Raw genomic sequence first — 15,610 nt, forward strand, 5'->3', positions numbered from 1 at the left:
ACCTCTAATTCTGTTTAAAGAATACACTTTAAAGTTTAAGTAAAATTTTTGTTTTATTTTGATAAATTTATACATACACTATTTTTTTTTAACAAAAGAAAGATTGTGATGTAAGTATGTACTGCGTGCAACACATAATATGTCCGTGACACTATCCCAAGATTCTCTAGAGACCGCTTGTAATTTCAATGCTTTGACTTATTCTTCAGTCAACAAGAATTCCACAGATATACTGGGTAATAGTTTGTACCCAAAAAAATTGTACAATCGCAGTAGTTTGACAACCGACTTTTGTAATCTAAGTGATAGTGTATATGTAGAACCAAGTGGATATGAAATCAATGAAGAAGCGATAGGCGAAGCGCCTAATGGCTTAAGCCGTATCGCTGTTTCTCGACCGAGGAGTGCGAGTCCCGATCCAATTAACGTAATTAACAATACTTATGGAACTGCTTTATCCATTCCAATTAATTCCTATACAAATAACTACAGTGATTGGGTAAATAGATCGGAAACCGACTACTATCAATTTAACCTTGAAACCACAACAGTAATGTCACTTAAACTGTACGATCTAAGTGGCAATGCCGATTTGGAGTTACGAGACATCAGTGGTTTTACCCTTGCAAGTTCTAAAAACGCAGGCGTTGTAGACGAAGCGATCGTTCAAAGGCTATCACCGGGTACATATTATATTCAAATCTCTGCTGACACTAACAGTAGTACAACGTACTATAACCTCAGTGTGTCAGCAGCCCCTGTCAACAAAAATACATTACCCGTGCCTACAACTGGCAGCACACCGTCCAATGCTGGTGCTAGTAGTAACCCGCCAACAGCCGCTTCTGTGACATCTCAAACTCTTAGCGACGGTGTGACATTTCAACTCCTTAGCGACGGTACTCGTTACTATAAAGGAAATCTTGGAGCCAATACTTTTACTTATACTGACGATCCCACTTCTAAAATTACGGTATTCTCAGGTAATGGTAATGCTTATTTTGGTAGCGGACAGCGAGATTTGTTATATTTGTCATCAATTGTCTCCAGTAAATTAGAAGATGCTAGTACTAGCGGCAAGGGTGTACTTTATAACGTAGGTAACTGCACTCGCCTATTTGATGCTATTAAGCTTGATGATGGCAGACAAATTCTTTTTGAAGGCATTAACCGCATTATATTTGCAGATAAACAGGTGAATTTGTCTGTAGAACCTAATGACCCTCTATTTAATCAGCAATGGAATTTGCACATGATGGGCGTGCAAGATGCTTGGCGTTTTACTACAGGTAATTCCAATGTTCTTGTAGGTGTTCAAGATACGGGTCTAGCACTGGTCAATGGCAACACTCACCCCGATTTGGGACCTACCACTTATAGTGCAGATAACTACGCGGATGAGATGAGTGGTGCAAATGCCACTAGTCACGGTCTTTCAACTCAATCAATTATCAATGCGCGGACTAATAACGGTCAGGGAGGAAGTGGCATTCTTTGGAATGGTGAAGTTTATGCTGGTGACGTTATTGGTGGTGATGCTAATGACTGGAGTTTAGTAGATGCTACTTCAAAAATGATTACTAAGGCAAATGCAGAAAATCGGCGTTTAGTAATTAACTTTAGCTTAACTGGAGGATATTCGTTGCAACTGGAACAACTGGTTGCTAGTAACCCAAACGTTTTATATGTTTTTGCATCTGGTAATACCGGGGCAGATACTCTCGCAGAACCGGCTATTTACTTGGCTAAGTACCCAAATGTTATGGTTACGGGTGCTTCTTGGGGACCCAAAGACTACTATGGTAATCTAAAAACTTTGGGAGAACGTATTACATACCTTAATTGGTGGGGTTCTAATAGCGGACAAGATCTGACCCTATCAGCACCTGGTGAAGTTATTGCCGCTAATGCATCTCAATCAAACGCATCTTCTGGGCTTCAGTTTGGCTATAACTATAATTTTAACGGAACTTCTGCCGCCGCACCACACGTGACTGGAGTTGCTGCATTACTGTGGAGTGTTAATAAGAACCTGAGTGCAAGCGACATCAAAACAATTCTGTCTCAAAACGCTTACGATTTGGGGACCCCTGGCTACGATAGGTATTACGGTAACGGTTTTGTAAATGCTGATGCTGCTGTACGGAGAGCATTGGCTATTGCTAGAGGCGCTTAAGCAGTGAACAGTGACCAGTGACCAGTGACCAATGACCAGTGACCAGTGAGCGATCGCTGGTCTCTATTTATTATAAATGTGTTTATACTGATATAATAATATTTTTCTGTTAAAAAAGTTACGTGCTTTTAGCGTGGCTGTTTTCAAGTTGCTGCAAGCATTATTGAATAACATACCTTGAATCTCATACATCGAGCTTTTTGTAAAACCTTTACCTAGCTTAGGTTCTGATTGGTTTGTCTATCAAATCTTTGCAGCAACAGGACACATATATTTTTATGCAAAACAATTTTACCAGTCAAAGCCTTGACACATCTTTAAGTATAAACATTACTACAAGCAACCAAACTTTTGTAGGTTCATTAGGTCGGCGTAATCCAGATAATTTCTATAGTTTTAGTCTCAGTGGAAGTAGTAGTCTGAGTCTAAATCTTGATGGTCTTTCAGCAGATGCAGATTTACAGTTACTCGATAGCAATGGTTCGACTATTGCAGGCTCGCATAACCGTCACAACACGGCTGAATCTTTAGGTATTACTGTAGGTGCAGGCACTTACTACATTCAAGTTTCTCGGATTGGTAGTGCAAATACTAGTTACAACTTAAAAGCTTTTCAAAACGAAGCACCACAATCCCTACAATTCAACACCTATAAAGGCTCTTATAAAGCTGGAGAGACAGTCAGTCTTTCCAATGCTAAAGTTTTCGACCCTAACGGTGCAAGTGATTTGGCACGAGTTGACTTTTGGCTGCAAAAAGATGGTAGTCATTGGCAGGATATTAGCGATGCCGTACAGTTCGCTGTTGATAACACTGACAGTCATTATGGCAGCTTTACGTACTCTCTAAATAGCCTATCTAGCGGTAACTACCAATTACTTGCAAAAGCTTATGACAAACTAGGTGCTAGCACTCAAAGTATGCAAACAGCTTTTAAAGTCGGAGCCGTACCGGATTGGTTTGACCAAAATATTCAAGATGAAGTCATACGTTCGTCTGCAAGGTTGCGTTTTGGTGATGGTTTGTTAGATCGCAATGATATCATCTCTATTCTTCGCGAGTCAAAAGATGGTAGTGTGGTAGATGCTACTGAACTATCAGATCTCCGTACATTGGTAAGTAATACCTCTTACATAAAAATATTTGACCACGTTAGAGTTCTATCCAACAAAGTTATAAATAGTGATACTGCCAATCAAAAGTATCAAGGAAACTCTTTGGGAAATTTGGCTGCTGGTAGTAGCGATGTTCAACTAGAAAACTTGATTAACAAATGGTTTTATGGGAGCGATCGCCCGCAAAGCTCTTACACCTATCAATTTGCAAGTGGTTCTTTGTTCCAAAATAGGGTTAGCTACGAGGATGTAAAACAAGGCGGTATGAATGACTGCTATTTCTTAGCAGGACTGGCATCAACAGCCTCTCGTACCCCTAGTACAATAGAGAGTATGTTCATTGACAATGGTGACAACACCTTTACAGTACGCTTTTTCCGAAATGGAGTTGCAGATTACGTCACAGTAGACAGATATTTACCCACAGATGCATCTGGAGCCTTTATTTATGCAAGTAAAGGCAGTCACTACACCAATGCTGGCAATGAATTATGGGTTGCCTTTGCTGAAAAGGCTTACGCTCAACTAAATGAATCGGGATGGATTTTCCAAAACAATACCAACACTTACGAAGGTATTGGGAATGGAGGGTACATAAGTGATGCCTTTGCACAAATTACAGGCAAAAAATCTGCTCTAGGAAAAGCTATTGATTGTAACTCAATCATCAATGCCTTCAATTCTGAACAACTTGTTGGATTTGGTTCAAAAACCTCTGGAGTCGCAGCAAATGTAGTAGCAGGTCATGCTTACTCACTTGTTGGTTACAATGCTTCTACGCAAAAATTTGCCCTTTTCAATCCTTGGGGTATGAATACAAACGCTGCTAAACCAGGTATTATCGAAGCCAGTTGGAGCGAACTTCAGTCAAACTTCAGTTACTGGGATACAACTGTGTAAGTTGTTAGTGGCGTAGGACAGGCGAGACGCCTGTCTTCATTAGTAGCTTAAATAGTCACACGCACGATGACATCGTTAAAGTCCTTATCTCCGCCACCTGGTAAATCCTCAAAGCCGAACGTATTGTCACCGAGAAGGCGAATACGATCGACTCGATCGGAATTTGCTCCCAAATAGGCAAAATATACCTCATCTAACTTTTGACCGCTAAGAACCTGGTTCACTGAGCCATTTGCAATTAAGAAAGGAGCAAAAATAGAGCCACCTGCAAACTGTCCTGAGACGGTTGCTGTTTGTTGGTTTCCTACACTTAAGTCAATTCCTGTTACACGATTACTCACCGCTGCTTGAGCATAACCTGTGTCACCCGGCAGGATGTCTGCGATACCATCGCCATTGGTATCAATTCCACCATTCTGGTCTACCACGCGGTAAAATCCTACAAAATTGTCGAAGGCTGCTTCACGATTAACCGTAAATGAAGTATTGACTTGTCCTGTGAGAGAGCTAAAATCTAGCACCTCGCTCTGTCCTTGTCCCTGTAATGCAGTCCCTGCTAATGTATCTTGGCTAACCAGATTCACCTGTAGCACTACATCATTAAAGTCATTACTACCAGTGTTGGGACTATCTTCAAAGCCAAAGGTGAAATTACTAGCAGTCGTATTAGAAATACGTACCGAAGTCTGGTTACTAAAAAAGACATTGTTCCTAGAAATCTGTCCTGCTCGCAATTCATCAAGGCTACCGTTTTGAATCAAGAAAGTCGAAAAACGTGCATTAGACCCAAAATCTAAAGTACTTGATAATCCACCAGTACCAAAGCCATTTGGATTGTTATTGAGTGTGGAGAAGATGGTACGGGAACGAGCGCTCGCAGCATCAAGGTAGCCTGTGGCATTAGGGGCAATACCATTGATTGTACCCAAATCGTCATCAACCGTGAAAGCAACAATCTCGTTGACAAAAGCATTCTTTTGACTGGATAAAGAAAACTGTACAAAATTTTGAACTTTGTTAGTGGTAGAGATAATAGCACTACCGTTGGCAGCAAAATTAGCCGCGATCGTGCCAACAGTATTGCCAACAGTATCATTGTCAGTAATATTAAGGGTAGCAGTGTCCTGAGAAGCTAAAACAGATCCATTCGTCGGATTCCTCAAAGCCAGTAAAACTGTCTCATTGCTTTCAGTCAGGCTGTCATCAGTAATATTTAAGGTAGCAGAGGCAGTCGTCTGACCGTCAGCAAAAGTCACGGTTATAGGATTGGCAGTGTAGTCAGTACCAGCAGTTGCTGTTCCACCTGTAGCAGCTACACTTACCGTAAATTCCCCTCTCGAACCACCTGTGCGAACTAGATTGAGCGCGATCGCACTACCATTCTCAGCAACGGTATAGGAAGGCGTGCCAAATGCCACCGCGCCAATAGGAGCTTCACCAACCGTTAAACCAGCTAAACTTGTTGCACCTGTACCGATGGGACTAAGAAAGGTAGCCGCCCCAGTACTGAGTTCGATTTCATACAAATTAGTGACTCCCCCGACTCTCAATGCTGCTAACGCCCGTCCGGATGCTGCTGCGTTTGATGCTTGTACCCGTACATTTGAAGGAATATCGAAACCGCTAGCTTCAGTAAAGTCTAATGGAGCACTGTTAAGAGTCACTGGTAATTGAACTGTTTGCGTGCCATTATTAGGCGGGTTCTGAATAAACAAGCTGTTGCTAGTTGAGTCCAGAGTGTATTGAGTTGTAACAGTGGTTCCATTGAAGCTGTTGGTGTAAGCACTAGCAGAAATCCCAACTGAACCTGTAGGAAGTCCGTTAACTGAACCATCTGGGTTAATACCTGCGACTCCGGCATTTCCATCAACAGCGACACCTGTAATTGGATTGAGGCGGAAGTTCAACCCAGTACCCGTGACGACACGAATGCGATCGACTGTTGGATTAAAATCAAAACCAAAACCAGTGTCAGCAGAGGGTAAATCCACAGGATTGCCAAGAGCATCAACAAAGGCAATTTGCCCTGCTTGCCCACCTACGATTGTTGCTGTTCCAGTTTGAGGATCGATCAGGTATAGACTGCCTGTGTTAGCTACATTGTTAATTCCCAGTCCGTATAACTGCCCAGTCGCTGGACGTAGGTCAATGCCCACTAGGGTCTCATCTGCGGCTACACCAGTAACAGGCGCGGAGATCGCTGTTCGAGCACTGGCGCTATTGAAGCGAAGAAGTTGAGTACCATCTGCAGTCAATCCAATTAGGGGTAAGCCGTCAGGAACCACTTCATTTTGGAGTGCAAACCCTTGAACTGGATCTGTGCCACCACCAACCGTTTCAACCAATGTCGCAGCACCAGTAGAAAGCTCTAGAGCGTAAAGTCCAGCTTGACCACCAACCGTAAGAGCGGCAAATGCTTGTCCAGTTGCTGAAGTATTTGATGCTGAGACATTAACACTTGATGGAATATCAAAGCCATTGACGTTAGTAAAGTCCAGAGGGCTGCCATTAAGAGTTACTACCAGTGGTGATGTCTGGGTACCATTGTTGGGGGGATTTTGAATGAATAATGTATTAGTAACTGAATCCAGGGTGTATTGTGTCGTTGCTGTAACGTTGGGAGTGCTGTTTGTGTATGCTGTGGCGTCAACTGTAGTGGTACCACCACCGATCGAACCATCAGGATTGGTATTTGCCACAAGCATATTACCGTCGATCGCTGCTCCAGTGTTTGGGTTAACGCGAAAGTTTAGTCCACTTGAGGTCACAATGCGGAGGCGATCGACAGTTGGGTTGAAATCTACTCCAAAGCCGGAACCTGTAATTGCAATTGTGTTACCCGTACCATCAACAAATTGCCCCAATGTCCCGACAGCAACAGCCGATCCAGTTTGGGTACTGATGGCATAAAGTTGGGCATTGCCCATACCATCGCTAGCGATTCCGTAGAGTTTGCCGTTTTGGGGACGGAAGTCAATACCTACTAGATTCTGACCTGCCGCGAGTCCAGTAATGGGGACGCCAGCGTTAGGGTTATCGGGGTTAGAGGTATCAAATGATATCAGGGTGTTGTTACTAATAACATAAGCTGTTGTCATGTTTTTCTCTCTATATTGAATCGATTTTTATACCGATCGAGAAGTTATTTGTAAAATATTCTGTAATATAAATCATATTTTGACTCCAAAGATAATACTTATATTCCTTATACAAATAGTTTTTAATCTTTCCGAATTATTACTGAGTAGATAAAAATACAGAAGAAAAGTGTAGGAAATGCGATCGCAACCCCATTTACATTTCATGAATTTAGGAATGCTAGAAAATACAAAACCTTTTAAAAAATAATATTTGTCAAATAATTATCTTTTTTTTATTTGATTAAATAGTAATTTCTACATAAGTAAGTGGGTTGGATTAAATATAAGATGCAGTGCGGGTTGAAAACCCCGCGAGCGAGATGCTTGCACTACTGCTATTGACGGATTAATTAAGCCTACCTACAGAAAGACATAATTTGCATATTTCTACTTTTATGTGAGGACGCAGTGCCTTTGCTAACCTAAATTTGGATAAATAGCTTATTGTAACTTATCCTCCAAAGTTTTGGAAGTCTCAAAGGTGTTCATTATAAAAATCTATGTTTAAGTTTTACCCGCTAAACTTTATTGTAATACTCAAGATATGCTCTTCGCACAGCTTCTGCTTCTTTGTCAGGTAGTTTACTTCGGAAACCATAGAGGAAGGATATCTCAAAACCCGAAGTTTGTATCTTGAGTCCTGGTTCTGTTTTGTTGAATTGCTCAACGCTCTCAAACACCGTACTAAATTCATGATAATCATATTTTTCAGGTGCATATGTTACATCCGAGTGCAACATGAGTAGTTAGTGATTAGTTGCTACTAATTACTAACTACTAGTTTGCAACCGCTTCATTTACTCTATACGCGCCAAAACTTCGTTCGCTACTCGCTCAGCTGATTCTAAAGCCGATTCCATGCCTGCAGAAGCGATTGCTGTGTGTTCGCCAGCAAAGTGAATCCTGTACCAAGGTTGAGCCATTTTGTCTTGAAAGCGGCGGATTTGTCCGGGTGCAAAGTGAGAATAAGCACCTCGTGCAAACGGATCGCGACCCCAGGAAACAACACTGGTTATCTCCACATTCCCTTTGCTGGCGGGGCGGATTCGCGCCAGTTCGGATTGGACAAATTCGGCTAATACCTGCGAATTCATGGCATCCAACTGCTGAGCTTTAGCACCACCTGTAATGCATACTAGGTTTTGCATTCCTGTTGCATCTTCTATAGGAGAAATGGACTGAAGTGGCGTGTCCGTCCACATTTGTGTGGGAAATCCATCTTCTTCCCAGAAGGGACGGCGAACTGCCAATTGAATCCGCGTCACAATCGTATAGGGTAATTCTGCTACTGCTTCAGCCTGTCTACCTTGTAAAGGAGGAGATACTTGTATCCCACGTAACACAGAAAATGGCAAAGTAACGATAGCATAGTCAGCTTGAAACTTTGAACCATCAGCACATTCAACTCCTACTCTAGTGTCACTCGACTGGATAGATGTGACTATCTTGTTCATTTGAACGGGAAACTTAAGAGCATCTGCCATTTTTTCTGGTAGGCGAGAGTTCCCACCGTCAATCCGCATAGGTTGTTGACTTGGAATCTTGGCTCTTTGATTATTTCGGAGTGCCCAGAGAGCAGAGGTAGCCCTTACGCTATTGAAGAAGGAACCAGGATTAAAATTCATTAGGCGCAAAGCTTCCGGGGAAGCGCCTTTGGTACTCAAATATTGCTCTAAGGGAATGTCGAGAGCAAAATATTCTGCCTTTGTCCAGGCTGTCTCGTCTGGTAAAGGATTATCTGGGCTGAGGTAAGATGTTAGTAGTTGCGGTGGCAGTGTATTACGTTCTGTTGCTGCTAGCAAGTTTGCGGTAGATCCAGCCCAATCTGATGACAGCACAGGTTGCTCTCGTATGTAAAGCAGTAGTTCTCGATTTGACACGCTTATTTGTTCTGTAGGTACTTGCAAGTTTTTGCTGAGAGTTAGCAAGCGCTGGTAATTCTCATTGAATGCTTGACCTCCTGCTTCTGGTTTACCAGGAATATTGTCTAGAGTATAGACGCGACCTCCAACGCGATCGCGTGCTTCTAGTACAGTCACTGCTAGTCCCTTTGCCTCTAACAGCAACGCCGTATATAACCCCGAAAGACCAGCACCAAGAACTAACACCGAGGTGGGCTTGCTCTCTGCTGCTACCTGCTGGCATGCTCGTCCTAAAATGAGAGAGGTTAGGACAGACTGGCTAAGTCCCCACAAGAATTCACGGCGATTAAAACTTCTGTTAGTCATGGTTCGTTTCATGTGTAATGAATTGGGTAGTGTCTTTTACAACAAATAGCAGCGGCTTTCAAGTAAACGCATCGCACCCCTGCAACCTTTTTGATCGCTCGCCCCTATGTAGAGATCGAGTGCCATAATCGAGTCAATAAGACTCCGTATAGTTCCTCTAACTCCCAGTTGAAGTAGCACAGCAGTAGTGCCAGCGTCATCATATTAACGCTCAGTTATTAACCAATTTCAGCAATTTTACGAAGCATAAGCATTGACAAAACTCTAATAATGTGTGTATAAAACTATTTCAATTGACTGTCAAGTCAACTAAATTTAGATAGCTTTCCTGATTTTTTAATAGGTAATCGCACAGTCAATTTATGCACTTATTTGTTGAAATGATTTCAGAAGGTAGGAGGTAACCGTTCAGGGGGGTAGGAGGGCGATAGCAATGTATCTGTTTAGAAGTGATTGTGTATGGAGGAAAAAAATATGGATGAATATGGGAATTTAATTTCAAAATTCCCGTTGATGTAGAGACAAGGGTTAATCGTATCCTTGTAGAGACAAGGGTTAACCCTTGTCTCTACAAGGATGCGAATGGGTATAGTATTGCTCAGTATCTCGCCGACACGTCATTTTCATGAATTCGATCGAGCTATAAACTTCAAAACTTTTAAAAAAAGAATATTTGTCAAATAGTTATCTTTTTTTTTTCAAATTCAATAGTAATTTCTACATAGAGACGTAATTTACATGAAAAACTCTAAATAGAGTTTTGAAACTAATGTGCGTAAAATTACGTATTTTAATACAAAGATTGTTAGTCTTTCTAGTGACTAACCACTAACTACTAACAAGATAGACTTGAGTGAGGAGAAAATACTGATGCCCCATGATATTACGAGTAAAAGTTTATCTTCCGATAAAGGGCTAACTATTCCTTCTATCTCCTCAGTAAATTGCTTTGATTCTAGCAATGACTATAACTTGAGCCTTAACAGTAGTCGTTTTAATCCAAGTGTAGAAACTTTAGAAACAGATGTAACAACTTATAACACGTCTGCTAATAATCAGTTTAGCCCTACGTCTGGTTATGGTTCGATTAATGCAGCAGCAACAGTTTCTCAAGCGATCGCTCAAGAAACTTTTGCTGACGTTTCCGACCTTGGCGGTAAAGATTGGGGAGCCGATTTTGTAAAAGCTCCAGAAGTGTGGAAACAAGGATATACAGGTCAAGGTGTTGTTGTTGCTGTTTTAGATTCTGGCGTCGATCGCAACCACAATGACTTACAAACAAATATTTGGACGAATAGCAAAGAAATTGCCGACAATGGCATAGATGACGACGACAATGGTTACATAGATGATGTTTACGGGTGGAACTTTGACGGAGATAACAAAGATACTTTAGATACCTACGGTCATGGCACTCACGTGTCTGGTACTATTGCAGGTGCAAACAATAACGTCGGCGTCACGGGTATTGCCTATGATGCCAAAATTATGGCAGTGAAAGTATTGAATGACTCTGGTGTAGGATCTTATGCTGCGATCGCAAATGGAATTTACTATGCTGTAAACAATGGTGCTAATGTCATTAATCTCAGTTTGGGTGGGAGTTCTGGCGACTTTCTTTTGGAGTTAGCCCTTGATTATGCCAGTAGTCGGGGCGCGATCGTGGTTATGGCAGCTGGTAATGAAAGCGATTCGCAACCAGCGTATCCCGCCCGTTACGCGGAAAAACATGGAATTGCGGTTGGAGCAGTAGACAAGGATAACAACTTAGCCGAGTTCTCTAACAAAGCAGGAAGTAATCCCATCACTTACGTAACTGCACCCGGAGTTAATGTATACTCTACAATTCCAAATAATGGCTATACTGTTTACAGTGGAACATCAATGGCAACGCCCCATGTTGCTGGTGTTGTTGCTTTGATGCTTAGTGCTAACAAAAACTTAACCGATGCTCAAGTCTGTCAAATTCTCTCAGAAACTTCTGGCAATAGTACGCAAACAACAACTTTAAATCTATCTAGCTTTGTTTCAGATAGCAATTGGACACCATCTAGTTTCCGTATTAAACAATACGAAGATGGCTTTAGCAAGACAGGAGAATTGGCTTCTTTGTCTATGCCAGATGTTAGTAGCTGGACAAGTGAAATTCCTAAATTACCAAATCAGTTGAGCAGTGCTCAAGAGTCTGCTTTTAGTCTCCAACCGAAAATTAAGAATAATGAGACATCTGAAAATTCTATTCTTCGCTCAAAAGTATTTAGTAGTGGAAATACTTTCAACATTGCTAGGTATAGCGTAAGCGATAAGGATAAGGAGAAAGATGAAAAAGACAAAGATGACGGTACGGAAGATTTCGAGAAGATTATGGGAGAACTTGAAAAAATAATCGACCAATATTTTTCTGGAAAATAGCGACTAAAGATTGGGGACAGAGGGGACAAAGTAGATGAGGATAAGGAGAAAGGAGTAGGGTAGGCATTGTCTACCACAAGCTTTAGTTGGTGAGCAAATGCCCAACCTCACTTTTCTCAACACCCATAAAGACACACACGAGAGTGGCTTCCCTACAGTGCTTAAAGTTTTTTATAGTCATTTAAACTTCCTATATATTAAAATAATATAATTAGTTCTTCGTACCAAGAATTAGCCTTTATAATCGAAAATTAAAAGTATGAAAACAGTTGACAAGATTGAACTAAAAGCTAATTTACTAGAGGTTTTACAACTTGTAGAGTTAGAAGGTGAAGAAATTTTAGTAACTGATGGAAACAAACCAGTTGTCAAAATTTCTCAATACGAACAAACTCCTTCAACTGAAGAATTATTTAAGAATATGCGTGGTAAAGTTAAGTATTTTGAAGATTTAACTACCCCAACTACTGAAGAGTGGCAAGAAGTATGAAAATTGTCCTTGATACCTGCACCCTCATTTGGTGGAGTTTAGATCCTGACAAACTGTCTCAGCGTGCGAAAAAAGCTTGTGAGCAGATGGAGCAGGATAAAAATGGTCTCGTTCCATCAACATCTGTGTGGGAAATAGCTATCAAGGTCAAAAATCGGAAATTAGATCTAGGAGTAGATATTGATGATTACGTTGCAACTCTAAAAAAATCTAATGCGATCTGTATTATCCCAATCGATTGAAGAAATTTGGTTAGAGAGTGTCAAATTAAAATGGGAACATCGAGATCCAGTAGATAGAGTAGTTGTAGCAGTTGCCACAAGAAACCAAGCTTCCCTTATTACAGCAGATCGAGAAATAGCTGACTTCTATCCTTTAGTTATTTGGTGAAATATACAAATGATAGTTCTTACTTGAGTGCAATAGACAAAAAAGTTATAGAATTGCAAATGTATGCCGATGATTAAAATTTCTTGTGGTACGGGCGAGGACGCCCGTACCACAAGAAACATAATAATAAAACCTGATTAATCCCAAGTCCCTAATCCCCAATCCCTAGTCCCCAGTCCCCAATATTACCTAACAGAAAAAGCTTCGCTAAATCGACGAGTAATTGGCTCCATAATAAAAGTCAAAACTGACTTCTTACGAGTCACAATTTCTCCTGAAGCTGTCATCCCTGGAGTAAATGCAACCTCTTGACCTCGTACCGTAACCACGTGCTTGTTCAACTTAATTCTTGTGGGAAAAACTAAGCCCATTTCCTTATCAACAATGGCATTGGGACTAACTTGTACCACTTCGCCATCAATTGTGCCAAATTCTTGGAAAGGAAAAGTTGCCATCTTAACTTTTGCTCTCATTCCCTCACGAATAAAACCAATGTCGCGATTGAGCACTTTGACTTCCAAAAGGAGGTCTTCGCCTTCAGGTAAAATTGACAGCAATTCTTCACCTGCTTGTACTGGTCCCTTAGTTGCTTTGACTCTGTAAACAGTACCGGAAACTGGAGATTTAATAGTTTCCATATCTTTTTGCTTCTTTGCTTGCTCGTACTGACCTTGAACAGTGGTCAATTCTTCTTTACGCTTATTAATTTGAGTTAAAATTTCACTTTGGCGTTCTGATGCTACTTTTTCTGCTTGATTCTGTGCTGCTTGATATGCTTGTTCGGCTTGACGGATTTCTTGGGCTTGAGCATCAATATCTTTTTCTAAAGATTTAACTTTATCTTGAGCTTCTATAACTCTGTTTTGAGAGTTTGTAATTTCATCACTCGCCCTAGTAATTTCCGCATTTGCACGGTTGAGTCTTTCTTGTGCGTCTAAGTAATCAACTCTGGGTATAGCACCGGGACCGACTAAAGTTTTTAGACCTTGTTCTCTTTGCTTAGCAATAGTCAAACTATTTTCCACTTTAGCACGGAGATTTTGAGAGTTAGCAAGGTTAGTTCTGGCATTGGCAACGCTGGTTCTAGCATTTACCAAATTTTCTTGCAATCGCGTTAATCGTACTTTGGCTTGATCCATTCTGGCTAACTGACGCTTAGCTTCAGCTTCAGCTGCTGCTTGACTCGCCCGGAAATCTCGCAAACGCGAATTTAACAGTTCGTCTTGGAGTTGCGTTCCTGCTGTTTTAGCTCCCGTGCGTTCTGCATCGAGACGCCGCAAGTCTTCTTGAATTAGCTTGGTAGATTGCGACAGACGCGCAACATCAACTTGTTGATAATCAGGATCGCGTTGAATCAAGATTTGATCTTTGACAACACGCTCGCCTTCTCTTACGTTTACGGTGAGAATTGAGCCATTGCCTAAAGCGGTTACGGGACGAACCTGTGAAGACGCAATTAACTCGCCCGGTGCTGTCGCCACTTCATCAATTTGGGACAAATGCGCCCATGCGATCGCTCCAAATACCACTACACTAATTGTTCCTGCCAACAATCTAGTATACAAAGGTGGCAATTCTTGAACTGCCTTACCCAGTTCATAAGAAAGTTGTTCGTCTGGTTTAGCGAAACGCTGTTTTGTTTTACGTGCTTGAGCTGCACTTGCTACTAGGGAATATTTCATAAAAAGTTAGATTAGGGACTAGGGACTGGGGATCGGGGATTAGGGATTGGGTGAAAGAATTTCCCAATCGCTATTCCCCAATCCCCAATCCCCAATTAAACTGCCAAATATCGGCGTAGGAAGTTTTCTAGTGTTTCCAATTGAAAATTGAAAATTGCTTCTACTTTAGCAATCTCCTCATGTTTACAGAAAAATTCATTTGCTAGTAACGTGCGGAAAGTACCCAAGTTTTTCTGTAGTTGGGGATTCAATAAACCAAATCCCCCGCGTGCTACATCAACAAGAAACAGTGGTAGATTGATAATAACTGGTTCTTTATTAAAGACGCGACTAAAAATTTTGGGAATATCCTCTCGTAGTAAAATTGAGGGGCCGCCAACAGTAAAAGTTTGATTGCGAGCAGCTTCCAATGTTACAGAATCCACCACGATACTAGCCAAATCATCCGTACTGACAATTGAGGTACGATTTTTAGGGTCGCCTACGAGCAAGTATAACCCTGTTTCTCGAAACCTTTCTGCTGATGGTAGCAAATCCGATGCTAATCCAGCTGGACGTAAAATAGTGTAGTTTAAACCACTAGTTTCCAGGTATTTTTCTACTGCTCGTTTGGCTTTGAACGTGGGAGCATCTTCATAACCCCGATCTGCTCCTAATACAGAAATGAACACAAAGTGTTGCACTCCATTCGCTTTTGCCTGGTCAATCAGTTCAATATTAGCGCGGTAGTCTAAGGATAAGGCATCACCATCAGAACCGTGAGCGCTAATGATGTACCGCATACCTTGACAAGCTTTCTGGATATCTTGCTGTTGGCGCAAATCGCCAATGAAGATACTTGCTCCTCTGTGTTCTAACTCACCGTATCGTGACGTAAGGCGAACAAACGCCCGTACATGATTTTCCTGTTCCCGCAAAAGTCGCACGACTCGGCGACCTATTCCTCCAGTGGCTCCAGTAACTAGAAACATAGGATGCATGCTAATTGCTAATTGGGCATTGGTCATTGGTCATTAGTTGTTAGTCCTTGGGTTATTTATAGCGATTTTTATCCGAATGAGGTAAGGCTTCATCCGC

At 41.5% G+C, this 15,610-nt stretch carries 11 protein-coding genes; 6 read left to right on the forward strand and 5 right to left on the reverse strand.

Annotated features, from left to right (window positions below; translation table 11 throughout):
* The first annotated feature begins 145 nt into the window (after window positions 1–145).
* Window positions 146–2,176 carry a S8 family serine peptidase gene (locus tag ACKTT2_RS25075; RefSeq protein WP_407891611.1) on the forward strand — a complete coding sequence of 677 codons (2,031 nt, stop codon included), beginning with the start codon at window positions 146–148 and terminating at the stop codon, window positions 2,174–2,176.
* A gap of 278 nt (window positions 2,177–2,454) precedes the next feature.
* On the forward strand, window positions 2,455–4,191 hold the full coding sequence (locus ACKTT2_RS25080; RefSeq protein ID WP_407891613.1) for a C2 family cysteine protease: 1,737 nt from the start codon (window positions 2,455–2,457) through the stop codon (window positions 4,189–4,191).
* A 47-nt stretch (window positions 4,192–4,238) separates the two neighbouring features.
* Here the strand turns inward: ACKTT2_RS25080 and ACKTT2_RS25085 are convergent, their stop codons facing one another.
* The 3 genes from ACKTT2_RS25085 to ACKTT2_RS25095 form a co-directional block, all read right to left on the reverse strand.
* Complete coding sequence (locus ACKTT2_RS25085; protein WP_407891615.1) at window positions 4,239–7,289, reverse strand: DUF4394 domain-containing protein; 3,051 nt, start codon at window positions 7,287–7,289, stop codon at window positions 4,239–4,241.
* A gap of 560 nt (window positions 7,290–7,849) precedes the next feature.
* Complete coding sequence (locus ACKTT2_RS25090; RefSeq protein WP_407891617.1) at window positions 7,850–8,071, reverse strand: hypothetical protein; 222 nt, start codon at window positions 8,069–8,071, stop codon at window positions 7,850–7,852.
* 57 nt (window positions 8,072–8,128) lie between these two features.
* On the reverse strand, window positions 8,129–9,559 hold the full coding sequence (locus ACKTT2_RS25095) for a flavin monoamine oxidase family protein (RefSeq protein WP_407891619.1): 1,431 nt from the start codon (window positions 9,557–9,559) through the stop codon (window positions 8,129–8,131).
* An 870-nt stretch (window positions 9,560–10,429) separates the two neighbouring features.
* On the opposite strand from ACKTT2_RS25095, the gene ACKTT2_RS25100 reads away from it, so the two are divergent.
* The 4 genes from ACKTT2_RS25100 (at window position 10,430) to ACKTT2_RS25115 (ending at window position 12,851) form a co-directional block, all read left to right on the forward strand.
* Window positions 10,430–11,971, forward strand: a complete 1,542-nt coding sequence (locus ACKTT2_RS25100) for a S8 family serine peptidase (protein ID WP_407891622.1) — start codon at window positions 10,430–10,432, stop codon at window positions 11,969–11,971.
* 259 nt (window positions 11,972–12,230) lie between these two features.
* Window positions 12,231–12,461 carry a prevent-host-death protein gene (locus ACKTT2_RS25105; protein ID WP_407891624.1) on the forward strand — a complete coding sequence of 77 codons (231 nt, stop codon included), beginning with the start codon at window positions 12,231–12,233 and terminating at the stop codon, window positions 12,459–12,461.
* Window positions 12,458–12,703, forward strand: a complete 246-nt coding sequence (locus ACKTT2_RS25110; RefSeq protein WP_407891626.1) for a type II toxin-antitoxin system VapC family toxin — start codon at window positions 12,458–12,460, stop codon at window positions 12,701–12,703. Before ACKTT2_RS25105 ends, ACKTT2_RS25110 begins: the two co-directional genes overlap by 4 nt.
* The gene (locus ACKTT2_RS25115) at window positions 12,675–12,851 is read left to right on the forward strand and encodes a PIN domain-containing protein (RefSeq protein ID WP_407891628.1); all 177 of its coding nucleotides are present in this window, start codon (window positions 12,675–12,677) and stop codon (window positions 12,849–12,851) included. Before ACKTT2_RS25110 ends, ACKTT2_RS25115 begins: the two co-directional genes overlap by 29 nt.
* Window positions 12,852–13,036: 185 nt before the next feature.
* Here the strand turns inward: ACKTT2_RS25115 and ACKTT2_RS25120 are convergent, their stop codons facing one another.
* The gene (locus ACKTT2_RS25120; protein WP_407891630.1) at window positions 13,037–14,533 is read right to left on the reverse strand and encodes a beta-barrel domain-containing protein; all 1,497 of its coding nucleotides are present in this window, start codon (window positions 14,531–14,533) and stop codon (window positions 13,037–13,039) included.
* Window positions 14,534–14,628: 95 nt separating this feature from the next.
* Complete coding sequence (locus tag ACKTT2_RS25125; protein ID WP_407891676.1) at window positions 14,629–15,504, reverse strand: SDR family oxidoreductase; 876 nt, start codon at window positions 15,502–15,504, stop codon at window positions 14,629–14,631.
* Window positions 15,505–15,610 lie beyond the last annotated feature (106 nt).

This window comes from Scytonema hankhaensis NUACC26 (assembly GCF_045865695.1).
GTDB lineage: Bacteria > Cyanobacteriota > Cyanobacteriia > Cyanobacteriales > Nostocaceae > Scytonema.